Origin of the sequence: Aerococcus viridans, from assembly GCF_002083135.2 — a bacterium.
In the GTDB taxonomy this organism is placed as follows: domain Bacteria; phylum Bacillota; class Bacilli; order Lactobacillales; family Aerococcaceae; genus Aerococcus; species Aerococcus viridans_C.
The window spans coordinates 1,864,472-1,891,022 of sequence record NZ_NBTM02000001.1 but is presented as its reverse complement, the minus strand read 5'-3'; the positions used below and the strand labels follow the sequence as shown (position 1 = coordinate 1,891,022).

At 39.8% G+C, this 26,551-nt stretch carries 26 protein-coding genes; 24 read left to right on the top strand and 2 right to left on the bottom strand.

Going from position 1 to position 26,551, the window contains the following annotated elements:
* The first annotated feature begins 334 nt into the window (after positions 1-334).
* The 8 genes from hisS (at position 335) to A6J77_RS08735 (ending at position 9,331) form a co-directional block, all read left to right on the top strand.
* Positions 335-1,627, top strand: coding sequence for a histidine--tRNA ligase (gene hisS / locus A6J77_RS08770; RefSeq protein ID WP_193756679.1), 1,293 nt, complete (start codon positions 335-337; stop codon positions 1,625-1,627).
* Between the two features lie 51 nt (positions 1,628-1,678).
* Positions 1,679-3,451 (top strand): aspartate--tRNA ligase, encoded by a 1,773-nt coding sequence (aspS, locus tag A6J77_RS08765; protein WP_026466002.1) that lies wholly within the window; start codon positions 1,679-1,681, stop codon positions 3,449-3,451.
* A gap of 150 nt (positions 3,452-3,601) precedes the next feature.
* The gene (sppA, locus tag A6J77_RS08760; protein ID WP_083070070.1) at positions 3,602-4,627 is read left to right on the top strand and encodes a signal peptide peptidase SppA; all 1,026 of its coding nucleotides are present in this window, start codon (positions 3,602-3,604) and stop codon (positions 4,625-4,627) included.
* A 1-nt stretch (position 4,628) separates the two neighbouring features.
* A complete protein-coding gene (locus tag A6J77_RS08755; protein ID WP_083070056.1) occupies positions 4,629-5,282 on the top strand; it encodes an RDD family protein in 654 nt (217 codons plus the stop codon).
* A gap of 277 nt (positions 5,283-5,559) precedes the next feature.
* Positions 5,560-6,066, top strand: coding sequence for a bifunctional pyr operon transcriptional regulator/uracil phosphoribosyltransferase PyrR (pyrR, locus tag A6J77_RS08750; protein WP_083070054.1), 507 nt, complete (start codon positions 5,560-5,562; stop codon positions 6,064-6,066).
* Positions 6,067-6,213: 147 nt separating this feature from the next.
* On the top strand, positions 6,214-7,125 hold the full coding sequence (locus A6J77_RS08745) for an aspartate carbamoyltransferase catalytic subunit (protein WP_083070053.1): 912 nt from the start codon (positions 6,214-6,216) through the stop codon (positions 7,123-7,125).
* Positions 7,100-8,377, top strand: coding sequence for a dihydroorotase (locus tag A6J77_RS08740; RefSeq protein ID WP_083070051.1), 1,278 nt, complete (start codon positions 7,100-7,102; stop codon positions 8,375-8,377). Before A6J77_RS08745 ends, A6J77_RS08740 begins: the two co-directional genes overlap by 26 nt.
* Before the next feature lie 30 nt (positions 8,378-8,407).
* Complete coding sequence (locus A6J77_RS08735) at positions 8,408-9,331, top strand: dihydroorotate dehydrogenase (RefSeq protein WP_083070050.1); 924 nt, start codon at positions 8,408-8,410, stop codon at positions 9,329-9,331.
* A 197-nt stretch (positions 9,332-9,528) separates the two neighbouring features.
* Here the strand turns inward: A6J77_RS08735 and A6J77_RS08730 are convergent, their stop codons facing one another.
* Positions 9,529-10,359 (bottom strand): pyruvate, water dikinase regulatory protein, encoded by an 831-nt coding sequence (locus A6J77_RS08730; RefSeq protein WP_083070048.1) that lies wholly within the window; start codon positions 10,357-10,359, stop codon positions 9,529-9,531.
* Between the two features lie 169 nt (positions 10,360-10,528).
* Between A6J77_RS08730 and A6J77_RS08725 the strand changes: the two genes are divergently transcribed.
* The 6 genes from A6J77_RS08725 to A6J77_RS08700 all read left to right on the top strand — a co-directional run bounded on the left by A6J77_RS08725 (position 10,529) and on the right by A6J77_RS08700 (position 14,910).
* The gene (locus A6J77_RS08725) at positions 10,529-11,506 is read left to right on the top strand and encodes a ring-cleaving dioxygenase (protein WP_083070047.1); all 978 of its coding nucleotides are present in this window, start codon (positions 10,529-10,531) and stop codon (positions 11,504-11,506) included.
* Positions 11,507-11,546: 40 nt separating this feature from the next.
* Complete coding sequence (locus A6J77_RS08720) at positions 11,547-11,966, top strand: Fur family transcriptional regulator (RefSeq protein WP_083070045.1); 420 nt, start codon at positions 11,547-11,549, stop codon at positions 11,964-11,966.
* A 269-nt stretch (positions 11,967-12,235) separates the two neighbouring features.
* The gene (rpsU, locus tag A6J77_RS08715) at positions 12,236-12,409 is read left to right on the top strand and encodes a 30S ribosomal protein S21 (protein WP_003142732.1); all 174 of its coding nucleotides are present in this window, start codon (positions 12,236-12,238) and stop codon (positions 12,407-12,409) included.
* Positions 12,410-12,439: 30 nt separating this feature from the next.
* The gene (locus tag A6J77_RS08710) at positions 12,440-12,883 is read left to right on the top strand and encodes a GatB/YqeY domain-containing protein (RefSeq protein WP_083070043.1); all 444 of its coding nucleotides are present in this window, start codon (positions 12,440-12,442) and stop codon (positions 12,881-12,883) included.
* Between the two features lie 454 nt (positions 12,884-13,337).
* Complete coding sequence (locus tag A6J77_RS08705; RefSeq protein ID WP_083070041.1) at positions 13,338-14,126, top strand: SDR family NAD(P)-dependent oxidoreductase; 789 nt, start codon at positions 13,338-13,340, stop codon at positions 14,124-14,126.
* 19 nt (positions 14,127-14,145) lie between these two features.
* Positions 14,146-14,910 (top strand): 2-keto-4-pentenoate hydratase, encoded by a 765-nt coding sequence (locus A6J77_RS08700; RefSeq protein ID WP_083070040.1) that lies wholly within the window; start codon positions 14,146-14,148, stop codon positions 14,908-14,910.
* Positions 14,911-14,995: 85 nt separating this feature from the next.
* Here A6J77_RS08700 and A6J77_RS08695 read toward each other — a convergent pair whose 3' ends face one another.
* Entirely contained in the window at positions 14,996-15,946 is a 951-nt protein-coding gene (locus tag A6J77_RS08695; protein WP_083070038.1) for a phosphoglycerate dehydrogenase, read from the bottom strand.
* Between the two features lie 175 nt (positions 15,947-16,121).
* Here A6J77_RS08695 and A6J77_RS08690 point away from each other — a divergent pair, with 175 nt between their 5' ends.
* The 10 genes from A6J77_RS08690 to A6J77_RS08645 all read left to right on the top strand — a co-directional run bounded on the left by A6J77_RS08690 (position 16,122) and on the right by A6J77_RS08645 (position 26,524).
* Positions 16,122-17,090, top strand: coding sequence for a PhoH family protein (locus tag A6J77_RS08690; RefSeq protein ID WP_083070036.1), 969 nt, complete (start codon positions 16,122-16,124; stop codon positions 17,088-17,090).
* A gap of 91 nt (positions 17,091-17,181) precedes the next feature.
* Positions 17,182-17,601, top strand: coding sequence for an rRNA maturation RNase YbeY (gene ybeY / locus A6J77_RS08685; protein ID WP_227645200.1), 420 nt, complete (start codon positions 17,182-17,184; stop codon positions 17,599-17,601).
* Positions 17,582-17,995 (top strand): diacylglycerol kinase family protein, encoded by a 414-nt coding sequence (locus A6J77_RS08680; RefSeq protein WP_227645171.1) that lies wholly within the window; start codon positions 17,582-17,584, stop codon positions 17,993-17,995. Before ybeY ends, A6J77_RS08680 begins: the two co-directional genes overlap by 20 nt.
* Positions 17,996-18,019: 24 nt before the next feature.
* Positions 18,020-19,018 carry a GTPase Era gene (era, locus tag A6J77_RS08675; RefSeq protein ID WP_083070031.1) on the top strand — a complete coding sequence of 333 codons (999 nt, stop codon included), beginning with the start codon at positions 18,020-18,022 and terminating at the stop codon, positions 19,016-19,018.
* Positions 19,019-19,093: 75 nt separating this feature from the next.
* Positions 19,094-19,894, top strand: coding sequence for a DNA repair protein RecO (gene recO / locus A6J77_RS08670; RefSeq protein WP_083070029.1), 801 nt, complete (start codon positions 19,094-19,096; stop codon positions 19,892-19,894).
* A 261-nt stretch (positions 19,895-20,155) separates the two neighbouring features.
* Entirely contained in the window at positions 20,156-21,082 is a 927-nt protein-coding gene (glyQ, locus tag A6J77_RS08665; protein ID WP_193756678.1) for a glycine--tRNA ligase subunit alpha, read from the top strand.
* On the top strand, positions 21,082-23,160 hold the full coding sequence (gene glyS, locus A6J77_RS08660; protein ID WP_083070027.1) for a glycine--tRNA ligase subunit beta: 2,079 nt from the start codon (positions 21,082-21,084) through the stop codon (positions 23,158-23,160). Before glyQ ends, glyS begins: the two co-directional genes overlap by 1 nt.
* 36 nt (positions 23,161-23,196) lie before the next feature.
* Entirely contained in the window at positions 23,197-24,522 is a 1,326-nt protein-coding gene (gene obgE, locus A6J77_RS08655; protein ID WP_083070024.1) for a GTPase ObgE, read from the top strand.
* 256 nt (positions 24,523-24,778) lie between these two features.
* Positions 24,779-25,699: a ribonuclease Z gene (rnz, locus tag A6J77_RS08650; protein WP_083070021.1), complete on the top strand. Its 921-nt coding sequence runs from the start codon at positions 24,779-24,781 to the stop codon at positions 25,697-25,699.
* Positions 25,700-25,726: 27 nt separating this feature from the next.
* Positions 25,727-26,524: an SDR family NAD(P)-dependent oxidoreductase gene (locus A6J77_RS08645; RefSeq protein WP_083070018.1), complete on the top strand. Its 798-nt coding sequence runs from the start codon at positions 25,727-25,729 to the stop codon at positions 26,522-26,524.
* Positions 26,525-26,551 lie beyond the last annotated feature (27 nt).

Sequence of the window (26,551 nt, the reverse complement as noted above, 5' to 3'; positions counted from 1 at the left end):
GTTTACCTTTCTTGTGATAAATGAACAACTAGAAAATATACTATCTTGACACTTTTTTTGTTTTGATATAAGATAGGGAACGAATAATCCAATGAAAGAGCAAGAATAATTGTCGACATTTCTAGAGAGAGCTAACGGGTGAGAATGCTCAATGTCATTTATTTGCAAACACTCTGGAGGAGAATAGTGCAAAGCTATTCCGTCACGCACGTTACGCGTCGAGCAACAGCCATAGCTGTTGAAATTAAGGTGGTACCACGAAGTTAACTCGTCCTTATATTCCTATCGTTGGAATGTAATGGCGAGTTTTTTATTTTTATTTTAAAGGAGGGGTATTGTGATTCAACGACCAAAAGGGACTGCAGACATCTTACCTGAAGATATGAATCTATGGCATTATATTGAAGAAACTGCCAGAAGAATTCTAAACCAATATCGTTATTTTGAGATTCGTACACCCATGTTTGAAAGTTATGAATTATTTTCCCGTGGTGTAGGAGAAACAACAGATGTAGTGTCTAAAGAAATGTATGACTTTTATGACAAGGGTGACCGTCATATTGCCTTGAAACCAGAGGGGACAGCACCAATCGTCCGGGCATATGTGGAAAATAAATTATACGCACCTGAACAGGTGAAACCTTATAAAGTTTATTATATGGGACCAATGTTCCGTTATGAAAGACCACAAAGCGGCCGTTTACGCCAATTCCACCAAATTGGGGTTGAAGTATTTGGGGAAGCAAATGCTGCCAAAGATGTAGAAACGATTGCTTTAGCAATGGATCTATTTAAATCGCTAAATATCCAACATATCAAGCTAGTGATCAATTCATTAGGGGACACCAGTTCGCGACTTGCTTACCGCCAAGCTCTAATAGACTATCTAACACCATTTACGGATGAATTATCTGAAGATTCGAAAACACGTCTACATAAAAATCCGTTACGTGTATTGGATTCAAAAGATAAAAAAGATATCGAAATGGTGGCCAATGCGCCATCAATCTTAGATTACCTTTCTGAAGAATCAACTAAACGATTTAATGAAGTGCAATCTTTATTGACAGCCTTAGGTATTGAATTTGAAATCGATCCAAATATGGTACGTGGTTTAGACTACTATCAAGACACAATCTTTGAAATCATGTCTGAAGACAAAGTCTTTGGTGCCCAATCAACAATTTGTGGTGGGGGTAACTATGATGGTCTAGTTCAAGAGATTTCAGATGGTAAAGAATCTGCTCCAGGCTTTGGTTTCGGTTTAGGAATCGAGCGTTTAATCTTATTGATGAAGGCGCAAGAAGTCCAAGTACCAGCCATGCATGAACTTGACGTTTATGTAGTGAATATCGGAGACGGTACGGATGAAGCAGCAATGAAAGTCTTGCAACATGTTCGTCATGCTGGTTTTTCAGCTGACCGAAACTTCTCGGGTGCCAAACCTAAAAAACAATTTAGAGATGCCAATAAACTAGGTGCAGACTTGGTTGTTACTATTGGGGAATCTGAATTGGAAAATAACCAAATTACTATCAAACACATGGTCTCTGGTAAAGAAGCAGCCTACCCGCTAGAAAAATTTGCGGATGATTTTGCTAGCATTTACCAAGAGTTAAACCAATAATAGTCATTTTTAAAAATAGAGAAAAGTAATTTAAAATAAAAGGAGCTGCATATAATGCAACGTAGTGTGTATTGTGGAAATGTGTCTAACGAATTCGTTGGACAAACTGTAACATTAAAAGGATGGGTACAAAAACGTCGTGACCTAGGTGGGGTAATCTTTGTTGATTTACGCGACCGCGAGGGTATCGTTCAAGCTGTATTCAACGTTGAAAACTTAGGCAACCAATTCGCTGAGGCTGAACGTTTACGTTCTGAGTACGTGATTGAGGTAACTGGTGAAGTTGTTTTACGTGGTGAAGGATTAGCGAACCCAAAAATTAAAACTGGGGACATTGAAGTAATGGTTTCTGATTTAACAATCTTAAACATTTCAAAAACACCACCATTCCCAGTTGAAGATGACATTGATGTAAACGACGAAATTCGTATGAAATACCGTTACGTAGATTTACGTCGTCCAAAAATGGCGAACAACATGAAATTACGTCATCAAGTAGTATCAACAATCCATCGTTACTTAGATGATCAAGAATTTATCGAAGTAGAAACACCTTACTTAACAAAATCTACGCCAGAGGGTGCGCGTGACTACTTAGTACCATCTCGTGTACATCCAGGTGAATTCTATGCATTACCGCAATCTCCACAATTATTTAAACAATTGTTGATGTCTGCCGGTATGGACCGTTACTACCAAGTTGTTCGTTGTTTCCGTGATGAAGATTTACGTGGAGACCGTCAACCAGAATTTACGCAAATCGATTTAGAAACAACTTTCCTAACACAAGAAGAAATTCGTGATTTAGTTGAAGGTATGTTGAAAACAGTTGTGAAACGCACTAAAAACATTGATATCACTGAAAACTTCCCAATCATTACTTATGACGATGCAATGGCACGTTACGGTAACGACAAGCCAGATACTCGTTTTGGTTTAGAATTAGTGGAAATTTCTGATATCGTTGACCAATATGAATTTAAAGTATTCAACCAAGCAATTGAAAAAGGTGGCATCGTTAAAGCTATCAATATCAAAGGTGCTGGTGACAATTACTCTCGTAAAGACTTGGATAACTTAACACCATTTGCTTCTACATACGGTGCTAAAGGTGTGGCTTGGATTAAAGTGACTGACGAAGGTTTATCTGGTCCAATTGGTAAATTCTTTAAAGACAATCCTGCACCATTAATGGACCGTTTACAAGCTGAAACTGGTGACGTCTTAGTATTCGTTGCAGATAAAGAGTCAGTTGTAAACCAATCATTATCTGAAATCCGTTTGAAATTCGGTCGCGAATTAGACTTAATGGACAAAAACCAATTCAACTTCCTATGGGTAACAAACTGGCCGTTACTTGAGTATGATGAAGATACAAAACGCTTCAACGCAATGCATCACCCATTCACTATGCCTAACGAGGAAGACGTGGATAAATTAGCTGAAAACCCAGAAGACGTATACGCGCAAGCTTACGATATCGTTTTAAATGGTTACGAAATCGGTGGCGGATCATTACGTATCTACCAAAAAGAAATGCAAATGCAAATGTTCAAAGCTTTAGGCTTTACAGAAGAATCTGCAACTTCTCAGTTCGGTTTCCTATTAAATGCTTTAGACTACGGTTTCCCACCACACGGCGGATTAGCTTTAGGTCTAGACCGTTTAGTAATGTTATTAGCTGGTGAAGAAAACATCCGTGAAGTGATTGCCTTCCCTAAAAATGGTCGTGCATTTGACCCACTAACAGAAGCACCAAGCCAAGTATCAGAACAACAATTAGAAGAATTATCACTATCAGTCACTACAATTGATTTTGATTAAGTATAAAAAAATGGCCTCAGGGCCATTTTTTTAATGATCATCGGAAACTTGAATTGTCATATCTAATAATCTTGAAGAGTAAATATATGTCGTATGGTAGAATATACTTAGACATATATTTACTTTTTTATTTGGAGGAGGATTAAGTTAATGAGTAAAAAATCATGGATATTAGCAATTGTTGCTGTTATTATCCTCGCACTGGGTGCTTTTGGTAGCCAATTGACTAGCCAAACCAATATCAATAATTTGCTTTCTGAAGGATCAAATGCCTTTTCAAGCGCGCAAAATATTATTGAAGCAGGGGACGCAAACCGTCAGGTAGCGGTGTTAGAAGTCGATGGAACGATTGCGGACAACTCTGGGTCAGGTTCTTTTTCTGAAGGGATGGATTACCAAGGTATCCTGGATTCTATTGAAGAAATTAAAGAAAATGATGACGTTCAAGCACTATTATTAACCGTCAATTCACCAGGTGGTGGGGTATACGAAAGTACAGAATTATATAATGCCTTACTTGATTTAAAAGAAAGCCGTGAAATCCCAATTTATGTTTCTATGGGGCAAATGGCTGCTTCAGGTGGTTATATGATTTCAATGGTTGGTGACCAAATCTATACGGATAGTGAAACAACTACTGGTTCAATTGGTGTCATCATACAAGTGCCGAACTTCTCAGGCTTTATGGAAGAGCATGGGTTATCTATGGATACCTATAAATCAGGCGCATTGAAAGATATGGGTTCATCATTTAGAGGCGCTTCTGATGAAGAAAAAGACGTCTTAAATTCTTTCATTCAAGAGAAATACAGCCGTTTTGTCGAAATCGTAGCAAATGGTCGCGGTATGTCAACTGATGACGTGAAAAAATTAGCTGATGGCCGTATTTATTCAGGAAGTCAAGCCGTGGAAAATGGCTTAGCTGACCAAATTGGCTATGAGGAAGATGCTTTAGCAGCCTTAAGAGCTGACAACAACCTTGAAACAGCTACCGTTATGAACTATACACCTACATCTGCTACCTCATGGATGACTGATTTTATGTCACTATTAGCTGAGAAAAACTTATTTACTGGTCAATCAGAAACCAATACAGCGGATGAGATGACGCAAATTTTAGAGGTTTTAGAAGATACCTCAACACCTCAATTCTATTACATGTACGGAGGTGAATAAGATGTTTAAACGTCGTAGAAAAGCTAAGGACAATCTAGAAAGTGTTGAATTGCCAAAGCTAAATGAACGTCTTTATGAAGGGTCAGTTGAAACAGATTTTAAAGAAAAACGTCGCGAACGAAAGATTAAATCTTTGCAGGCTTCGCCGCAAGAAATCTTTTCAAATTATCGCCGTAACCTAGAATCAGATATTGCTTCAGGCTATGCTCGTAATCTATATGGCGGTTTCTGGATTCGTTTGGTTGCCTTCTTAATCGATTTACTGATGGTATATGCCCTACGTTTACTAGTTACAGGTGTTTTAAATGCAGTAACACAAGGTACTTATAGCACATTACCAGCTGCAGCAACTTTCCTAGTCGATCAATTTGTCTTAATTGCCTACTTTACCTTGTCAACATTCTTTACCAATGGCCAAACGATTGGCAAAGGTTTATTAGGTCTTCAAGTTGTAACCAACAAACAATACAAGTTATCTTTTATGACTTGTCTGGTTCGTGAAGGTTTAGGAAAAGTCATTTTAACGACAATTCCGTTTTTAGGTTTGATGGTTGTCTTCTCAAACAAACGTCAAAATTTCATGGATTACTTTACAGATACAAATGTCATTTCACTAGGACAATTTGCCATGTTATTTGAAGAAAACGCGATTTAATAATTGACAAAAGGTGTAGATGAAACGCTACACCTTTTGTGTTACATTGCTAATGAAAACCACGCCGCTTCTCGCACCCATTGAATAACGCTTGATTTTTATGTTAGGTGCGTTATAATAATGAAAATAAATGAAAACCTTTAACTTGCGTCCAGAGAGACGAAGAAGGCATGACACGTCTAGTTTTTAACCGAATGGGGAAAGACTACTTCTTTTTGCGCACGCAAGCAGGGAAGTAGTCTTTTTTCTTACTTAAGCAAATAATGGAGGTCATACCATGGTAAAAGTGATTATGAATGAAAAAGAAATTAGCCGTGCTTTAACACGTTTATCTCATGAAATTATTGAACGTTATAAAGGGATCGATAATTTAGTACTAGTGGGGATTGAAACGAGAGGGGTCCCCTTAGCTGAACGTCTAGCTGCTAAGATTGAAGAAATCGAAGGCGCTATTTCTGTCGAAAAAATCAATATCGATGGTTACCGCGATGACGCAAAAGAAGCTATTCAAGTGGCAAAAAGTGGGACAGATTTAACGGGTAAAAAAGTCATCTTAGTAGATGATGTTTTATATACTGGCCGTACAACGCGCGCTGCTTTAGATGCTTGTGTTGACCTAGGTCGTCCAGCTGAGATTGCCTTAGCAGTTTTAGTTGATCGTGGACATAGAGAATTCCCAATCCGTGCAGATTTTGTCGGGAAAAATATCCCAACTGCTCGCGAAGAAGATGTGGTTGTGGCTTTAAATGAAGTAGATGATAAAGACGAGGTTTTAATTAAATAGGCGTAGTGTATTGCTTTAAGTGGGTCCGAGAGGCTACAAGTAATTTTTCTATGTGAACTGGTTTTTGTGGTACCAGTGTATTCACCTAGCGAAGTGCTTGTAGACTTGGATCTGCAAGCACTTTTTTCGATGAAAGTAGGTATATGAATGCGACATTTCTTATCTGTAGAACAATTTACCAATGAAGAATTTATGATGTTAGTGAGGCGAGCGTCTGACTTTAAACATGGACGGGACAGCTTTAAGAGCGACCGAACGATCGTCAATATGTTCTTTGAAAATTCAACGCGAACTAAAATGAGTTTTGAGATGGCTGAACACAAAATTGGCATGCATCAGATGAATTTTGACGTAACAACGTCATCTGTTAATAAAGGGGAGTCTTTATACGACTCAGTCTTGACCATGCAAGCAATCGGGGCCGACGTTGTGGTTATCCGCCATCCTGACGCTAACTATCCTGACCAACTGGTTAACCTTGATGTGCAGGTGGTTAACGCGGGTTCAGGAGCAGGTCAACATCCATCCCAATCTTTACTTGATATTATGACTATTTACGAAGAATTCGGTGATTTTAGAGACCTAAATATCGCTATTATTGGTGATATCATGTACTCAAGGGTAGCCGTTTCTAATATGATGATGCTAAATCAACTAGGGGCGAATGTCATTTTTGCTGGGCCAGACCAATACTTTGATAAGCGTTATGAAAAATATGGTGAGTGGATGTCAGTTGACGACGCTGTGAAAAGGGCTGATGTCGTGATGATGTTGAGGGTTCAATTGGAACGCCATCCAAACGGGGACAAGCCTTTTGAAAAGGCAGACTACCATGAACAATTCGGTTTAACGCGTGAACGATTCCAAACCATGAAAGACCACGCCATTATCATGCACCCAGCACCAGTTAACCGGGACGTGGAAATTGCGGATGAATTGATCGAATGCGAGAAGAGTCGGATTGTTTCACAAATGTCCAACGGGGTATATGCGCGTATTGCAATTTTGGAATGGGTATTGAAAGGAAGATATGATGAGCTTAATAATCACAAATGGTAAACAGGTTACAAAAGATAGTCAACTAGTAGACGTTCATTTAAAAATTGACGGCAAAAAGATTGTCGCAGTTAGCGAGCAATTAGATTTCGACGTTGCGGATACTGACCAGGTGATTGATGTGGCGGGGAAATTAGTCACACCAGGATTGACAGATGTCCATGTTCACTTCCGCCAACCAGGTTTTGAAGATAAAGAAACCATTTTAACTGGTAGTCGAGCAGCAGCTCGGGGTGGATTTACTCGCGTTGCAGCCATGCCTAACTTGAATCCAGCACCTGATACGCCAGAAAAATTAACAGCTATCCAAGAATTGATTGACCAAGATGCAGTTATTGAAGTCTTACAATATGCACCAATTACAGGTAACCTTAAATCAGATGACTTAGTCGACATGGAAAATATGCCAGAAGCCTTTGCCTTTACCAATGACGGGTTTGGGGTTCAAACAGCCGGCACTATGTACTTGGCTATGAAAGAAGCGGCACGTGTAGGTAAGCCAATCGTTGCCCATACGGAAGACGAAAGTCTATTGTTTGGTGGCGTGATGCATGAAGGGATTAAAAACAAGGAATTAGGCTTACCTGGTATATTGAACGCAACTGAATCAAGCCAAATTGCCCGTGATATCCATTTAGCGGAAGAAACTGGCGTTCATTACCACGTTTGTCATGTATCTACTAAAGCATCTGTTGCTGCAATTCGCGACGGCAAAGCACGCGGTGTACATGTAACAGCCGAAGTGGCACCTCATCACTTAATCTTAAATGAACTGGATATTCCTTCAGATGACGCAACATACAAGATGAACCCACCTTTACGCGGGGAAGAAGACCAAGCAGCTTTATTAGAAGGGCTTTTAGACGGGACTTTAGACATGATCGCAACTGACCACGCACCCCATACCTTAGCTGAAAAGGCGAACGGTTTTATGCATTCACCATTTGGGATTGTGGGTATTGAAACGGCTTTCGCAGTGATGTACACAAACTTTGTAAAAACTGGCATAATATCGCTAGCATTTTTATTAGAAAAAATGGCAACTGCACCGACAGCAGTTTTCGGTTTAACACCTGCTATACTCGCAGTTGACAGTCCAGCAGATATTGCCGTTTTCGACTTAGACCAAGCTTATACAATTGATCCTGCTGACTACTTGTCAAAATCACAAGTTACGCCATTCAACGGTGAAGAAGTGTACGGTATGTGTGCCTTGACCGTTTTCCAAGGGGAAGTTGTTTACGAGCAAAAATAATCCAAGTAAAGCTTATTGAAGGAGGCTATTATGTCACGTTTAAGTGTGAAATTACCAGGTTTAGAATTGAAGAACCCTATTATGCCGGCATCAGGCTGTTTCGGCTATGGTGAAGGGTTCGCGGACAAATATGACTTAAGTATCTTAGGGGCTATAGTGGACAAATCGACAACTGTTGAAGTGAGAAAAGGGAATCCAAATCCACGCTACTTCCACTCTGGCGAACGTATTTTAAATTCAGTTGGCTTAAAAAACCCAGGTGTTGAAGGCGTCCTAGCGGAAAGATTACCCTATTTAGCTCAATTTGATGTGCCTATTATCCAAAGTGTAGCAGGTTCAACTGTAGAAGACTATGTAGAAGCTACAAGAGCCTTATCACAGCCTGAAAATGTTAAAGCAATAGAGTTAAATATCTCTTGCCCGAATGTTAAGTTAGGTGGTCTTCAATTTGGGACAGATCCAGAAGTAGCCGCTGATCTAACAAAACAAGTCAAAGCAGCAACAGACTTACCTGTATATGTAAAATTAACGCCAAACGTAACGGACATTACGGCGATTGCCAAAGCAGTAGAAGCTGCAGGTGCAGATGCTATCGTCATGATCAATACGATTACTGGTCAAACATTTGACTTGGAGACAAGACAACCTATTTTAGGTGGCATAACAGGCGGTTTATCCGGTGCTTCAGTGAAATATGTAGCCTTACGCATGGTTCGTCAAGTTGCTCAAGTAGTAGATATTCCAATTATTGGGGTAGGTGGGATTGAAAGTATCGACGATGTTTTAGAAATGATCATCGCTGGTGCAACAGCAGTCCAAGTTGGTTCAGCTAACTACGCCAACCCGATGGTCTGCAAGGAAATCATCGAAGGCTTGCCAGCACGCATGGATGAATTGAATATTGAATCTATTGAAAAATTAGTCCAAGAAATGAAAATGATGATCAAACAATAAATACATTGAAAAACAGCGCTCATGACAAGCATGGCGCTGTTTTTTTATTTTATAGTATTATTTTAAGCTGAGCGGTCTCGTTCTCACCCTAGTCGGGTTTGAGCCTCCAGACAGGAATGCATTTCAGTTTAAGTTGTAGCTGACTTCGCCATCTACTGCCTTAAATTTCCAATGATCCTGTCTGAACGTCGGCTCTCTCACCCTGGAGTTTTTCTTGAGTTGAAGAACATGATGATTAAAGTGGCAGTTTCTTCAATTGACCGGTCAGCGACGTTGATGACTGGACAATTCAACTCTTCGTATAGTTTGTTGGCGTAGGCCAATTCTTTTTCAATGCGGGCATCATCTGTATACAGACTGGCATTTTCAATCCCATATGACCGCATACGTTCGCGACGAAATTTATTTAAAACATTGACGTCATTGGTCAAACCAATAATTTTTGACCGCTCAATTTCATAAATAATATCTGGGATCCTAGATTCTGGGACTAACGGCAGGTTGGCCACCTTATAACCCATATTCGCAAGATACATACTTAATGGCGTTTTAGACGTTCTAGAAATCCCTAATAAAACGATATCCGCGTCGATAAAGCGTTTAGGTTGTTGGCCGTCATCGTTATTGACAGCAAACTCTAAGGCCTCAATTCGTTTGTAGTATTCATCGTCAAGTTGGTGGCGAATACCCGGTTTTCCGGACGGTTTCACATTTGTTTGACTCACAATCTGATCCATTAATTTGTCAAGGACATTCAAGTAGAAAATCCCCGCCATTTCACAATAATCTTCCGCAATTTTATTAAGGTCTTTATTGATGAAAGAAGCAACGATGGATGCTTTTTCAATTTTTGCCTGTTTTAAAATGGGGAGCAGCATGTCGTCGTGTTGGATGAAAGGATAATTGGTGATATCAAAATCAACGGATGGAAATTGAACGGACACGCTTTGGAAAATATCATTCACTAGCGATCCAACTGCATCCGAAATCAGGAAATATTTTGGCTTTTGTGGTGTGTCTTGGCTCATCTTTTTGCCTCCAATAATCTATATATTAAGTTTATTCTATCATATATAATGTGTCAGAAGAATCTAAGATAAAAACACTTTGAATTCGAAACAAAAACATGATATATTAATAATACTAATTCGAAATATAAAAACTTAAAAGATATTTCATTAAAAGGGAGCAATAATTATGTCAACAGATTTATTAGGCATTCACCACGTAACAGCTATTACTTCAAGCGCGGAAAAGAACTATCAATTTTATGCAGGCGTTTTGGGCATGCGTTTAGTTAAGAAAACAGTTAACCAAGATGACATTCACACCTACCATACCTTCTTCTCAGATGATGAAGGAAACGCGGGTACAGATTTAACATTCTTTGACTTCCCGGGCGTGCCAAGTGGTTACTATGGAACAAACTCAATTTCTCGTATCGGCTTACGTGTACCAAATGATGCAGCCTTAGCTTACTACGAAGAACGGTTGAAATCATTTGATGTGAAGACGGAAGAAATTAAAGAAGTTTACGGTAAGAAAGTTTTACGCTTTGAAGACTTTGACGGTCAACGCCTACAAATCTTCTCAGATGAAAATAACGAGGGTGTTGCAGCTGGTAAGCCTTGGAAAAATGGTCCGGTCCCAAAAGACAAAGCGATTTACGGATTAGGACCAATCGAAATTTCAGTATCTTATTATGAAGACTTTGGGAAAATTCTTGAACAAATCTATGGCATGAAACAATTGTCAGACGATGGCCTAGAAGCCCTATATGAAGTAGGCGAGGGTGGTAACGGTGGTCAAGTTATCTTACGTAAAGACTTAGTGACACCACCTGGATTACAAGGATACGGTGAAGTTCACCACGTATCATTTCGTGTCGCTGACCACGATGCCATCCAACATTGGGTCAACAAGTATCAACAAATCGGTCTACCAAGTTCAGGTTTAGTCGATCGTTTCTTCTTTGAAGCTTTATACGCACGTATCGGTGACATCTTGATTGAAATCTCGACTGATGGACCAGGTTTCATGGGTGACGAACCATATGAAACTTTAGGTGAGTCATTATCATTACCACCATTCTTAGAAGAAAACCGTGCGCATATTGAGTCGCAAATCCGTCAATTTGATACAACACAGCCCAATGATTATGGCTTCAAATCGTAATCAATCCGTGTTAGAATAAGTAGGAACTGGAGTGATAACTATGAATTTTGTAGACGAGTCCATGCAAGTCCTACATGAAGCTGGTTTTAAATACACCAAGAAACGCGCTGACATGTTAAACGTCTTTGACGAAGAAGGGGCCTATTTTCTAAGCGCCAAAGAAGTGCAACAACGATTAGAAAACTTATATCCAGGTATTTCATTCGATACCATTTATCGTAACTTAAAATTATTCGAAGACCACCACTTCCTTGAAACCTCTGAAGTTAACGGGGAGATGGTCTTTAGAAAACACTGTGATCCACATTTAGGACACCATCATCATTTTATATGCACAAATTGCGGCAAGACGATTCCAATCAATTCTTGCCCCATGACATTCTTCGCCGATCAATTACCAGGCTGTGAATTTGTCAGCCATACAATTGAATTACAAGGACTTTGTAGTGAATGTCAGTAAGGTAAATTTTTCTGTAAAAGGGGCTAGAGAAGAATTTCTAGCTCTTTTTTCGCGGATACAATACCGACCAAGAAAGTAAGCTTTGACCTGTTGAGGACCGGGGCATTTTCCCTTATGAATACTTAGGTCATGATCACTTGTAAATAACACAATTCTTTACAAATTTACCTTAGGATAATTGACTTTATAAATATAATGGCGTATAATTCACTAGAACGTTTTTTCAAGTATGAAAGAACGATTTGTAGTAACGAGGGGAGGGAAATGTCATGTCAAAAACTGTAGTTCGTAAAAACGAATCACTTGACGACGCTCTTCGTCGCTTCAAACGTTCAGTTTCAAAATCTGGCACAATACAAGAAGCACGTAAACGTGAATTCTACGAAAAACCTTCAGTAAAACGTAAGAAAAAATCTGAAGCGGCTCGTAAACGTAAATTCTAATCGTTTACCTTGCGATAAAGGAGGCGGATCATGGCGTTATTAGACCAACTAAATACCGATATGAAGGTAGCCATGAAAGCTAAAGATAAATTTAAGTTATCTGTTATCCGTATGTTAAAAGCAGCAGTTCAAAATGCTGAAATTAATAAGGGAAGTGCATTGTCTGAAGATGAAGAAATTGAACTTTTGGCTCGTGAGTTGAAGCAACGAAAAGAGTCGGAAGCAGAATTCCGTCAAGCAGACCATGTAGAATTAGCAGATAACGCAGTTGCTGAAATTGCGATTATCGAAGCATACTTGCCTGCACAATTATCAGAAGCTGAATTGGACGAAGGAGTCAAACAAGTCATTGACGAAGTTGGCGCTACATCTATGAAGGATTTTGGTAAAGTCATGCAAACTGCTGTGGCCAAATTTAAAGGTCAAGCGGATGGTAATGCAATCCAAACAGTAGCAAAAAAATATTTAGGTTAATCAATCTAGATCTTAAAGGGAAGTCTTCGGGCTTCCTTTTTTGTTGACCAAAATTTTAGCACTCGCACATTAAATGAGAAGACAATTAAAAATAAATTAAAAATGCCTTGCAATTACATCTTATTTTTGATAAATTGTAGTTAGTAATTTGAAAGGAGTGACAACAATGCGCCAATTTAGAATATCTTCCAAATATATCATGCATGCTGGCGTATTTGTTGCGTCTCCATTTAATCTAAAAAAAGATTTATTATTATTAGCTAAGTAGGATTCTTCTCTAGGAGAGTCCTTTTCCACGTGAAGCGGGCTCTAGCTAATGAAACGGCGGCCTGTCAACGGTCGTCGTTTTTTTATTAGGTGATAGCTAAAGTAATATAGAATAATACAAGTCTGGAAGTTGAGTGGAGCCTTTTTTCAAATCAATAAGATCTTAAAAGATGAAGGAGCGGTTTTGATGGATTTAGGACTAAAAGGTAAAGTAGCAGTCATTACAGGGGCAAGTAGAGGTATCGGATTTGAAACAGCGAAAACACTTGCTGAGGAAGGCGCACAAGTTGTAATTACAGCCCGCCACGAAGACAGATTAATTGAGGCACAAACAGCCATTAAGGAAGCAACAGGGGTTGAAGTGGATTACGCAGTAGCTGACGTCACAGATTTACCGGCTGTCCAAAAAGCGATTGCAGATACAGCAACCAAATACCGGACTATCGATATCTTAGTGAACAATGCGGGTGGCCACAGAGCGGGCTCATTTGAAGAAGTGGATAATGATGCATGGCGATTTGACTTGGAAATCAAAATTATTGGTGTGGCGAATTTTACCCGTGAAGTATTGCCTTATATGCGTAAACAAGCTTCAGGTTCAATTATTAGCGTGGTTTCTAATTCTGGTAAAACGCCAGGTCCTAAGTCTGTACCGACATCTCCGGCGCGATCAGCTGGTTTAGCGGTGATCAAAGAATTGAGTAAGGAATACGGTGAATACAATATTCGTGCAAATGCGGTATGTATTGGTTATATCCGCAGTGAACAGGTTGAGAAGATGTGGCAAAATGACCCAGAAAATCCAACTTGGGAAGAGTTTTCAAAACAAAAAGCCAAAGATACGCATACGCCAATGGGCCGTGTTGGTGAAACAACAGAAGCTGCTAAAGTGATTAGCTTCCTTGCTTCAGATGCCGCCTCATATGTAAGTGGTGCAGCTGTCAATATTGACGGTGGCGCTTCAGACGCCATGTAATTCTAAGGAGAAAAAGCTTATGATGGATCAAGAAATTATTCACGCAAGTAAGACCCTATACCAAGCAGACAATGAAAAAGTGCCGGTACAATACGGGAAATTTGGTATCGTCAACGAAGAAGACGGCTACCGAGTGCAACAAGCTGTTTTAGATTTAAGAAAAGAGGCTGGTGAAAAGGTTGCAGGTTATAAAATCTCCCTGTCAGCAAAAATTCAGCAATCATTTTTTAAGACCACAACGCCTTTATACGGCGTCATGACAGACAAAGGTGTTTGGGGTTCGGATCTGGACTTGAGCAAATTTATGGGTCCTTTGTTAGAATTTGAAATCATATTCAAGGCTGAAGAAACCATTTCGCCTGACGATTCAGTGGAAACTATTATGTCTAAATGTAAGGTGGCGACAGGCTATGAAATTCCTGATTGCCGGTATGACAATTGGTACGGGAACATTTCAAAATTTGAATTGATTGCCGATGGGGCAGCTAACGCCGGTGTAGTAGCCGGTGAATATGTCAAACGGACCTACGAAGAAATTGATGACGTGATGGGGACAGTAACAGTAGATGGTCAACCATACACCCAAGGTTCTTCAAAAGAGGTGATGGGCCACCCAGCTTATTCAGTCCGATGGTTGGCACAAAAATTAGCTGAAACAGGCCAAGCTATTGAACCAGGCATGTTTGTGGCTTCTGGTGCCGTTAATATGCCGAAAGTCATTCAACCAGGCGTTTATGTAGGCAAATTTGAAGGGCTACCTCCAGTTACGCTAAACGCTAAATAAAAGCAAAATAAAATCAAAAAAGCATTTGCTATTCCGATAATTTGGGAAGACAAATGCTTTTATTGTCTATTTGATTTGTTGTAATTTAATAGCCTTTTTCTTTTGAAACGACATTGACTGATAAATCGTCATCTTCCGTGTAAGATCTTAAGTTTGCTTGGAATATCTTGTAAGTCTCTACGGCAAAGTGTTCTACTTGACCTGTCATATGCGGGGTCACATCAATCTTGCTATGGGTCCAGAAAGGATTGTCTGCTGGCAAGGGTTCTTCTCTAAAGACATCGAGAGCCGCATAGGCAATGTCACCTTTATCGATAGCTTCAATTAAGTCTTGGTCTACAATGGCTGAGCCACGACCTACATTAATAAATAAAGGTTGCTTTTCCTGGCGACTGAAATAAGCTGCGTCAAACACGTTTTGTGTGGCAGCAGTTTCAGGAAGAACATTGACGATAATGTTGGCGTCAGTCACGTGTTCAAAACCGTCCGCTGTTTTAACCGTTTGATTAAAATAGTCTACATCGTGTCCTGATGTATTCACGCCGACTGTTTCTAAACCGAATGCTTGGCCAATACGGGCGATTTCTTTTCCTACATTACCAGCACCAAACACAACCATTTTCTTTCCAGGTAAGGACATATGTTGGGCATATTCCCATTGTTGGTTTTCTTCACGCACCTTATAAATATGTAGACTACGGTAGTAGTTCAAGATGTAACCAAAAACGGTCTCTGCGATCGGTATCGCATGAATCCCACTCATGTTAGTGATTTGAATCTTTTCATCAGTGATAATTTCTTTAGGCAATTGATTGATGCCAGCGAATTGGACTTGAATCCAGCGAAGGCTATCATAACCATTTGCTGCATATTTTTCAGCTAAATCCGCATTCCAACCATATTGGATTTCAATATTGGGGAAGTCTGCGTCGGTCAATTGATCCGCCATTTTCACCTGGTAATCGCTTGCTAAGTCTTTGATATCATCGATTTGCCAATCCTTTACAAGGTTTGCAATGGCTAATATTTTTTGCATAGTGTGTGCCTCCCTAAAACATTTTCTCTATTGTATCATTCATTATTTAACTTGCGGAAGCAAATGCCCTTTTCCGGGAAAAGGTCCATGCATTTGAAAATACCTGACCTGTTATTCGTATTTATGTCAGAATTTTGCTATAATTTATTTAATACGAAAAGGGGGAAGTTTTCATTTGACAGAATCTGCAATCAGTAAAAGTGTAGCCTTGATGAATCCAGCATTAGCCGTACAACTATTTGGTACTGAGGACCGTAATCTTTCTTTGATTGAACAAGCTTTTGAGGTGCAAATATTTGCTAGAGATGAGCAAATTGAGGTGACCGGACAAGAAGCGGATGTTGCCCAAGCGATTGATTTACTGACTGAATTACAAGTTATTCTACAATCGGGTATCACAATTGGTGACCGTGATGTGGTTACTGCGATTAAAATGGCAAAGAATGGGACTTTGAACCATTTTGTGAGTCTATATGAAGAGGAAATTGGCCGGACCTTTGAGGGGAAAGCCATTCGTACAAAAACTGTAGGTCAACGTCAATATTTACACGCTGTCAATAAACATGCCATTACTTTTGGGATTGGGCCAGCTGGTACCGGGAAAACTTTCTTAGCAGTGATGATGGCCGTTCAGGCTTTAAAACAAGGACGGGTAAAACGGATTGTTCTAACGCGTCCAGCAGTTGAAGCAGGGGAAAGCTTAGGTTTCCTACCTGGTGACTTGAAAGAGAAGGTTGACCCGTACTTACGACCAATATATGATGCCCTATATACTATTTATGGCCGGGAGCATACTGAACGCTTACTGGAACGTGGCGTGATTGAAGTGGCACCACTTGCTTATATGCGAGGTCGGACTTTGGAAGACGCTTTTGTCATTCTTGATGAAGCACAAAATACAACGGTTGCCCAAATGAAGATGTTCTTAACTCGTCTTGGTTTCGGATCTAAGATGATTGTCAACGGAGACAAGACACAAATTGATTTACCTAGAGGCGCTAAATCTGGGTTAATCGACGCGGAAAGACACTTGCAGGGGATTAAAGATATCGACTTTGTGCACTTTACAGCGACTGATGTTGTTCGTCACCCAGTGGTTTCAGCAATCATCAATGCCTACGCCAATGAAGATAAGGGAAATTAATGATAGATATGGCAAATAGAAAAAAGGTGAAAAAGTGTTAGATTTAATTTTTGAAGATAAGACGAATGAGCTATCTAATAAAGATGAAGAGATGTTGCATGAGTTGTTGGATTTTGCAGCAGATTATTTGAAACTTACTGGAGAAATTGACTTATCTTTAACCATCGTGAATGATGCAGAAATTCATGAAATCAATAAAACTTACCGCAACATTGACCGTCCAACTGACGTGATTTCTTTTGCGATTGAAGATTTAGGTGAGGATGAATTAGCAGTTATGGGCTTGCCAGAGGATATGCCACGTGAATTGGGCGATCTTTTCATCTCAATTGATAAAACGCGTGAACAAGCAGCTGATTATGGCCATTCTTTTGAACGTGAACTAGGCTTTTTAGCTGTCCATGGATTCTTGCATTTAAATGGTTATGACCATATGAATGAAGCAGATGAAAAGGAAATGTTTGGCCTACAGAAAGAGATTTTAGATGCTTATGGACTTAAAAGAGCGTAAACAAGTACCAAAACCACCAAAAGTAGATAAGAACCATAATTTTTTTGAATCAATGGGTTATGCCTTAAGGGGGATAAAATTTGCCTTTGGCCATGAACGAAACATTCGTTACCAGATTCTGGGCTTGATTTTAGTCATGTCGGCCGCTTGGTTTTTTACTTTGTCCATTGAGAAGTGGCTAATTTTAATTTTAACCTGTGCTATTGTGATCTGTATGGAAATTACCAATACCATTGCTGAGTGGATTATTGATTTAGTGACCGACAACCAATACCATCCCATTGCAAAAAATGTGAAGGATGTAGCGGCTGGTGGCGTACTGATTTCATCTACAATGGCTGTAATTATTGGCTTGTTAATTTTTGTACCTGAGATTTTACTTTTTTTCAAATGAATATAAAAATAAGGGAGACTATTTTTGAATATAGAAGATTTTAATATAAATGATTTTGACAATATTGAGGATTTAGAAAAATTACTAGAGGACGACGGCGACCAAGCTGGCGATGACTTTGGTGGTTATAAGTCAGGGTTTGTGGCAATCGTTGGCCGTCCTAATGTTGGGAAATCAACCTTTTTAAATCGCGTTGTGGGGCAAAAAGTAGCCATTATGTCTGACAAGGCGCAAACGACGCGTAACAAAATCCAAGCGGTTTATACAACAGATGAAGCGCAAATTGTTTTCATCGATACACCAGGTATTCATAAACCCCATAATGAGTTGGGCGAGTTTATGAATAAGTCAGCTTACCAATCACTTGAAGAAGTAGATGCCATCTTAATGTTGGTGAATGCGGAAGAACCGATTGGCCCTGGTGATAAATTCGTCTTTGAAAAGATTAAAAACTACAAGACCCGTAAGTTCTTGGGTGTGAATAAAATCGATAAAGTGTCACCAGAGGCACTAGCTGAATTTATGCAAACTATCCCAAGCCCAGAATCTTTTGACGGGATTATCCCACTATCTGCTTTAAACGGGAATAATGTGGAAACATTAATCGACACTTTGGTTGATCTATTACCGACTGGTCCGCAATACTACCCATCTGAATTTATCACTGACCATCCAGAATACTTCGTAGTTTCTGAGTTAATCCGTGAGCAAATTCTACTAAATACCTATGAAGAAATCCCGCATTCAGTTGCTGTTCAAGTAGACTCCATGCAAAAAGATGAACTGGGCCGCGTGCATGTGTATGCGACCATTATCGTTGACCAAAAGAGTCAAAAAGGAATCATCATTGGTAAGGGCGGTAAGATGATCAAGAAAATTGGTGTTGAAGCGCGTAAGGAAATTGAAAACTTACTAGGCTCAAAAATTTATTTAGAACTTTGGGTGAAAATTATCAAGAACTGGCGTAACAACAAGGCCAACTTAGGTGACCTTGGCTACAATCATAAAAACTATAAGGGTTAATGACAAGCAAAAGTCAGTTCTAGCTATCATAAAAATCGAAACACATTGACATGAGTATTGAAAGGGGATAAGACCATGCGAAAGGAACAATACGCGCGTTTCGATGGGATTGTCCTTTTTACGCGTAAATACAAAGAAAAAGACCTACTGATTAAAATATTCACCAAGGAATTTGGTAAGCGGATGTTTTTCATTAAGAATATTCAACGGCAGAATAATGGTTTAAGGGAAATTGCCTTTCCTTACATGCGGGCCTCGTTTGTGGGAACCATCAACGATAAAGGTTTCTCCTTCTTAAATGATACGGACGATGTTCTATTTCCTAAGACAACCATCTCAGACATCCAGGCCAATGCCTACGCAGCCTACATGACAGGTTTGACTGATGCCGCCTTTGAAGATTTTATCAAAGAAGACAAGGTTTTTGACTTGCTCTGGCGCGGTCTAGACAAAATAGAAGCCGGTGTCGATCCGTCAGTCGTGGCCAATATATTTGAAATTCAATTGTTGCCGAAGTTTGGGGTGGCCCCCAACTTTAGGTCTTGTGCTATTTGTGGCCGTGATCAAGGTCGTTTTGACTATTCCATGCGATATGCTGGCGTTTTGTGCGAACAGCATTTTCATATGGATGACAGACGTCTCCATTGGTCACCACGGGCGAGTCATTTTGTTCGGCTGTTTAGTCAAATTCCTTACGAAAAATTGGGACAAGTGGATTTGCAGGCGAAAACGAAAACTGAAATTCGTCAAGCCTTGGATGATCTTTACGAAGAGTATGTAGGAATCCACTTAAAAAGTAAGCATTTTATCAGTCAGATGGAAACTTTCGTCAATCCGCTTGACGACAAAAGAGAAAAAAAGTATGATAATAGCTGAATAAAAGAAGTGTAGTGAAAATACTAAGTAAGAAGATGTAGATTCTAAAGCGAGGCCGGATAGTGAAAGCGGCTGGAGTGAAACCTTTTGAAGGCATATTGGAGCACTTAACAATAAAGCGCTAAGGGATTTTATCCGTTAGAAGTAGGGTGGAACCGCGAGATAATCGTCCCTATGTGTTTGTCTTTTCAAATACATAGGGGCTTTTTTGTGTCTTCTGATGTATTTGACCACTATCACAATAGATTAAAAAATGAGGAAGTGAACATCTTGGCAACCAATCATAAAACATTTCAAGATATAATTTTAACTTTACAAAACTACTGGGCTGAACAAGGTTGTTTAGTTTTAAACGCATATGACACTGAAAAAGGTGCTGGTACCATGTCACCTTATACTTTCTTGCGTGCAATTGGTCCTGAACCATGGAACGCTTGCTACGTAGAACCATCTCGCCGTCCAGCAGATGGTCGTTACGGTGAAAACCCTAACCGTCTATACCAACATCACCAATTCCAAGTAGTGATGAAACCAAACCCAGATAATATTCAAGAATTATACATTGAAAGCTTGAAACAATTAGGGATTGATCCATTAAAACATGATATTCGTTTTGTAGAAGACAACTGGGAAAACCCATCACTTGGCTGTGCTGGTTTAGGTTGGGAAGTTTGGTTAGACGGGATGGAAGTCACCCAATTTACTTATTTCCAACAAGTTGGTGGTTTAGAATGTAAACCTGTTACATCTGAATTAACATATGGTTTGGAACGTTTAGCATCTTATATCCAAGAAGTAGATTCAGTTTACGATATTGAATGGGTTGAAGGCGTTAAATACGGTGAAATTTTTGGTCAAGCAGAATACGAGCATTCAGTTTACTCATTTGAAGAATCTGATGTAGACATGTTATTTTCTGCCTTCAATAAATATGAAGCAGAAGCCTTGAAACAAATCGACAACGAATTAGTCCACCCAGCTTATGATTACATTTTGAAATGTTCACATGCATTTAACTTACTGGATGCTCGTGGTGTGATTTCAGTTACTGACCGTGCCGCTTACCTTGCACGTATTCGTAACATGGCTCGCCGTGTAGCAAAAATGTTTGTGAAGAAACGTGCTGACTTAGGTTATCCATTGTTAGACCGTGAAACTGCAGAAGCGTTATTGAAGGAGGAAAAATAATGAGCCAACATACATTTTTATTTGAAATTGGTTTGGAAGAAGTACCTGCTCAATACGTACGTAATGCCGTGAACCAATTAAAATCGCTAGTAGAAAACTTTTTGTCAGATAACCGTTTAATTTTTGACGATGTCGAAACGTTTGCGACACCGCGTCGTTTGACTGTGCGTGTTAATGGCTTAGCAGATAAGCAAACAGACTTCTCTGAAGTAGCTAAGGGACCTGCTAAACGTATTGCTCAAGATGAAGAGGGTAACTGGACGAAAGCTGCTCAAGGTTTCGCCCGCGGTAAAGGTGCTTCTGTTGAGGATATTTACTTTGAAGAAGTCAAAGGTGAAGAGTACGTCTTCATTAATATTTCGCAACCAGGTAGCCAAGCGGCTGACATTTTACAAGATGTGGTTTCAGTTATTGACCAAATGTCATTCCCTGTTTCTATGCACTGGGCTTCATATGATGTTAAATACATCCGCCCAATCCACTGGATGGTTGCCTTATTAGATGACCAAGTCTTACCGTTAACCTTCTTGAATCTAACAGCTTCAAATATCTCACGTGGACACCGTTATTTAGGTTCTCAAGAGGTCGTGATTGCGGATGCCAATGCTTATGAGGCAGCCTTAGCTGACGAATTTGTTATTGTAAAACAAGACGAACGAAAAGCATTAATCGAACAACAAATCGAGCAATTAGCGAGCGAAAACCAATACCAAATCGACATCGATGCTGACTTACTTGAAGAAGTTACCCAAATTGTTGAATACCCAACTGCCTTTATCGGCAACTTTGACAAGAAATACCTTGAATTACCAGATGAAGTATTGATCACTTCAATGAAGAACCACCAACGTTACTTTTATGTTAAAGACCAAGCAGGCAAATTGTTGCCATTGTTCTTAGCTGTTCGTAACGGTAATGCTGAACACTTAGATAATGTCCGTAAGGGTAATCAAAAAGTCCTAACTGCACGATTGGAAGATGGTTTCTTCTTCGTCAATGAAGATAAAACTAAAACGATTCAAGACTTCCAAGACCGTTTAGCTAAAGTAACTTTCCATGCTGAAATTGGTTCTCTACAGGAAAAAATGGCCCGTACTGGTCAAATAGCCCAATATTTAGCCGAAAAATGGTCTGGTCAGTTAGCTGAAGTCCAAATTGCTGACGTCACTCGAACTGGTGAAATCTACAAGTTTGATTTAATGACTGGTATTGTGGATGAATTCTCTGAATTACAAGGGATCATGGGTGAAAAATATGCCTTAGCATTTGGTGAAGCACCTGCAGTTGCTACTGCTATTCGCGAACACTACATGCCAATTTCTGCTGAAGGTGAATTACCTGCTAGCCAATTGGGTAAATTATTTGCTGTGTCAGACAAACTAGATTCAGTGATTTCATTCTTTAATATTGACCGAATTCCTTCTGGTTCAAACGATCCGTTTGCTTTACGTCGACAAACATCAGGAATTGTGCGTATTCTAATCGAAAATGAGTTAACTTTTGACTGGAAAACTGATATCATTAGTATCTTGCAAACTGTTTATGGTATTGAAGACCAAGAACGCCTAGTTCACTTGCAAACAGCTTTAAGCCAATTTGTGAATGACCGCTTGAAAGCTATCTTAAATGACCAAGGAGTTCGTTATGATATCGCGGATGCTGTTTTGCAAAGCCGTTCAGCGGATATCTTAAGAAAATTAGCGGCAAGTAAAGTCTTACAAGCAGCTAGTGAAAAAGCGTCATTTAAAGAAACACTTGAAGCATGGAACCGTATTTTGAACTTGGGTGCGAAAGCCCGTGAACTTAATGTCCAAGATGTTACAATAGAAGAAAGTCGTTTTGAATCAGATTCAGAAGTTGCATTGTTTAATGCTGCTAAAGGGTTAGAGATGACAAATGACATGCAGAACAACTATAATCAACTTGAGGCATTAACACCAGTTATTACCGAATTCTTTGATAACAACATGGTATTTGCTGAAGACCAAACGGTACAAAACAACCGTTTAGGCATCTTAAGCATGATTGCGCAAGCAATTTTGACGCTTGCTGATACAAACCGTATTAACACGAAATAAAAGCAAAATAAAAGAAATTGAAAGGAGGGGTAACACATGTCAACATTTTTTGATTATGCCAAGATCTGGGTAAAAGGAGGTAAGGGTGGCGACGGTATGGTTGCCTTTTTACGAGAAAAATATCGTCCAGATGGAGGTCCAGCTGGAGGAGATGGCGGTCGCGGAGGCGACATCATCTTCAAAGTTGACGAAGGGTTAAGAACCTTGATGGATTTCCGTTACAACCGTCACTTTAAGGCAAAACCAGGTGAAAATGGTATGCCAAAAGGTATGTACGGTCGTGGTGCAGAGGATATGTATGTCGCTGTACCCCCTGGAACTGTTGTCAAAAACTTTGACACTGGTCAAATTATTGGTGATTTAGTGGAGAACGGTGAAGAGCTCGTCGTTGCACATGGTGGTCGTGGTGGCCGTGGGAACATGAAATTTGCGACCCACAACAACCCGGCACCAGAAATCGCTGAAAATGGTGAACCAGGTGACGAAATTACCCTACAACTAGAATTGAAATTGATTGCTGATGCTGGATTAGTTGGTTTCCCATCAGTTGGTAAATCAACCTTATTATCGGTTGTCACAGCGGCAACACCTAAAATTGGTGATTACCACTTTACGACCATTACACCAAATTTAGGTGTGGTAAATACTCGTTCGCATGAATCTTTTGTATTAGCCGATTTACCAGGGTTAATCGAAGGGGCTGCTGATGGTATTGGTTTAGGATTCCAATTCTTACGCCACGTTGAGCGTACCAAGGTGATTTTACATGTGATTGATATGGGTGGCTTTGAAAACCGTGACCCATTTGATGATTATGTAGCCATCAACAAAGAATTGCATAATTATGATGACAATTTGATGTCTAAACCAACGATTATCGTAGCCAATAAAATGGATATTCCTGAAGCTGAATTATATATTGAAGAATTCAAGGAAAAACTTGCAAGCTATTTTGCAGAAAACTATCCAGACTTAGAATTGCCAGAAATTTTCCCAATCTCAGCTTATACTAGAGAAGGTTTAGATCCTTTAATGGACCATACGGCTGAATTGATCCGTTTAGAAGAAGAGCGTATTGCTGAAGAAGGCAAACAAGCGTCTACTGAAACAGTGGTTTATGAAATCCCTGAAGACGAGGAACCACCATTCTATGTGGGCCGTGAGTCAGATGGGACCTTCTACTTATACGGTGACAAAATTGAGAAAACATTCAAGATGGCGAACTTGGAATATGATGAGTCGGCATTACGATTTGCTCGTCAGTTGAAAAATATGGGTGTTGATAAAGCCTTGGCTGCACGTGGTGCGAAGCAAGGGGATATTATCCGTATCCTAGATTACGAGTTCGAATTCCAAGAATAGTAGGTGTGACAAGAGTCGTTTAGGATCAACGCACTTCCCAAAAGTCGAACAACTACTGTAAAGTAATTGGCGCATTTTTGGAAGTGTCGGAAAATGCTGACTTTTGCAACCTGATATCATGAGTATTGTTGGTGGGCATGCGACGCTTTAGTCTCAGACCCACTGAAAGACGAGCGCACATTGAACAGGGAGACTTGGATTTAATGTGCGCTCTTGATTTTTTACGAATATATAAAATAGAAATGAGCGAAAAAAAGTGGAGATAACTTTTTTGGGAACAGGTGCTGGCGTTCCAAGTAGAAGTCGTAACGTGACAAGTATCATGTTAAAACTATTAGACGAAAGTAATGAAATGTGGATGTTTGATTGCGGAGAAGCAACCCAACATCAAATTATGAAAACCACATTGAAACCGCGTAAAGTCACTAAAATTTTTATCACGCATTTACACGGAGACCATATCTTTGGTTTGCCAGGCTTTTTATCGTCAAGAAGTCATCAAGGTGGGGAGTCTCCGGTGACCATTTATGGACCTAAAGGCATTAAAGCCTATATTAATAACTTTCTTCAAGTTACCCGTACGACCTTAGGCTATGATCTAACCATTCAAGAATTAGCGGATGAAGGTATGGTCTTTCAAAATGATCAATACCAAGTTAGCTATAAAACCTTAGACCATGCCATTCAGTCTTATGGCTTTAGAGTCATTGAGGCAGACCAGGTAGGGGAATTGTTAATTGATAAGGCGAGAGAAGCTGGCGTACCAAATGGGCCTTTACTAGGTCAACTAAAACAAGGCAAGACCATTACTTTAGAAGATGGTACCCAGTTAGATGGTCGTGACTTCATTGGACCTGACAAAAAGGGCCATATTGTCACCATTCTAGGTGATACCCGTTATAACCAAAATGCAGTAGCACTTGCAAAAGATGCGGACTTTTTAGTACATGAAGCGACCTTTGCTGCTGGCGAGGAACGGATGGCACGTAATTACTACCATTCAACCGCTAAACAAGCCGGTCAAGTGGCTAAGGAAGCCAATGTCAAACAATTATTACTAACCCATATCTCAGCTAGATATGTAGGAAAAGCCTCACAGCAACTAGAGGCAGATGCTAGGAAAGTGTTTGCCAACAGCCAAATTGTAAAAGATTTTGATTCAATCAGTCTCGGATAAGTAGCCACATTTATAGGAGTGATGAAAATGTCTCAAACATACACAGTCATTACAGGTGCATCTTCAGGAATCGGTCAAGCTTTTGCTTATAAAATGGCCAGCGAAGGTAGAAATATCATCATCAACGGTCGAAATGAAAAGCGATTGTACGAAACAAAGAAACAGGCCAAGGAATTAGGTGCAGGACAAGTTTTAGCTTATACAGCGGACTTAGTGACTGGTGACGAAGCCGAGAAATTCGCCCAATATTGCTTTGACAAAGGACAAATCGAAAATTTTGTCCATTGTTTAGGGTTCGGTGATTTTTCTGCAATTAGTGACCAAGCTTATTCGCAAATCGCTAAACTGACCCATACTAATTTATTATTAACCATGTTCCTTTCAAAACGCTTTGCAGCTGGGATGTTAGACCAAGATACGGAAGCCAATAATATCACCTTAATTGGGTCAGTTGCTGGCTTAATTCAAACGCCTAAATCAGCTGTATACGCAGCTAGTAAAGCGGGCGTTCATGCCTTTGCCAACGGCTTAAGACAAGATTTGTGGTCAACCAAGATTAAGGTGACTTGTATCTTGCCTGGTCCAGTTGACACTGCCTTCTTTGATATCGCGGATAAAGATGGGTCATACTTTGAAAATGTCCAATCTTTTGCCACCACACCAGAGATTGTTGCTGACAAGATGGCAACCGCGATTGAACGTGGCCAGTTTGAGGTAATCGTGCCATTTTACTATGACATTATGAACCGTCTAATGAGATTGGCGCCAAGCCTAGCCTATCGTTTGATTCATATGACCTATGAAAAAGGCCAATTTAGAGACTAATTTTCTACGAAACTTAGAAATGAGGAC

Excerpts from the sequence above, each read along its gene's own strand:
- A6J77_RS08720 (WP_083070045.1), top strand. The coding sequence starts at position 11,547 with ATGAATTTTGTAGACGAGTCCATGCAAGTCCTACATGAAGCTGGTTTT.
- A6J77_RS08695 (WP_083070038.1), bottom strand. The coding sequence starts at position 15,946 with ATGCAAAAAATATTAGCCATTGCAAACCTTGTAAAGGATTGGCAAATC.
- A6J77_RS08710 (WP_083070043.1), top strand. The coding sequence starts at position 12,440 with ATGGCGTTATTAGACCAACTAAATACCGATATGAAGGTAGCCATGAAA.
- pyrR (WP_083070054.1), top strand. The coding sequence starts at position 5,560 with ATGGTAAAAGTGATTATGAATGAAAAAGAAATTAGCCGTGCTTTAACA.
- A6J77_RS08740 (WP_083070051.1), top strand. The coding sequence starts at position 7,100 with ATGAGCTTAATAATCACAAATGGTAAACAGGTTACAAAAGATAGTCAA.
- A6J77_RS08645 (WP_083070018.1), top strand. The coding sequence starts at position 25,727 with ATGTCTCAAACATACACAGTCATTACAGGTGCATCTTCAGGAATCGGT.
- A6J77_RS08725 (WP_083070047.1), top strand. The coding sequence starts at position 10,529 with ATGTCAACAGATTTATTAGGCATTCACCACGTAACAGCTATTACTTCA.
- rpsU (WP_003142732.1), top strand. The coding sequence starts at position 12,236 with ATGTCAAAAACTGTAGTTCGTAAAAACGAATCACTTGACGACGCTCTT.
- glyS (WP_083070027.1), top strand. The coding sequence starts at position 21,082 with ATGAGCCAACATACATTTTTATTTGAAATTGGTTTGGAAGAAGTACCT.
- sppA (WP_083070070.1), top strand. The coding sequence starts at position 3,602 with ATGAGTAAAAAATCATGGATATTAGCAATTGTTGCTGTTATTATCCTC.
- ybeY (WP_227645200.1), top strand. The coding sequence starts at position 17,182 with ATGTTGCATGAGTTGTTGGATTTTGCAGCAGATTATTTGAAACTTACT.
- A6J77_RS08755 (WP_083070056.1), top strand. The coding sequence starts at position 4,629 with ATGTTTAAACGTCGTAGAAAAGCTAAGGACAATCTAGAAAGTGTTGAA.
- obgE (WP_083070024.1), top strand. The coding sequence starts at position 23,197 with ATGTCAACATTTTTTGATTATGCCAAGATCTGGGTAAAAGGAGGTAAG.
- A6J77_RS08680 (WP_227645171.1), top strand. The coding sequence starts at position 17,582 with ATGGACTTAAAAGAGCGTAAACAAGTACCAAAACCACCAAAAGTAGAT.
- A6J77_RS08705 (WP_083070041.1), top strand. The coding sequence starts at position 13,338 with ATGGATTTAGGACTAAAAGGTAAAGTAGCAGTCATTACAGGGGCAAGT.
- recO (WP_083070029.1), top strand. The coding sequence starts at position 19,094 with ATGCGAAAGGAACAATACGCGCGTTTCGATGGGATTGTCCTTTTTACG.
- A6J77_RS08735 (WP_083070050.1), top strand. The coding sequence starts at position 8,408 with ATGTCACGTTTAAGTGTGAAATTACCAGGTTTAGAATTGAAGAACCCT.
- A6J77_RS08700 (WP_083070040.1), top strand. The coding sequence starts at position 14,146 with ATGATGGATCAAGAAATTATTCACGCAAGTAAGACCCTATACCAAGCA.
- A6J77_RS08730 (WP_083070048.1), bottom strand. The coding sequence starts at position 10,359 with ATGAGCCAAGACACACCACAAAAGCCAAAATATTTCCTGATTTCGGAT.
- A6J77_RS08745 (WP_083070053.1), top strand. The coding sequence starts at position 6,214 with ATGCGACATTTCTTATCTGTAGAACAATTTACCAATGAAGAATTTATG.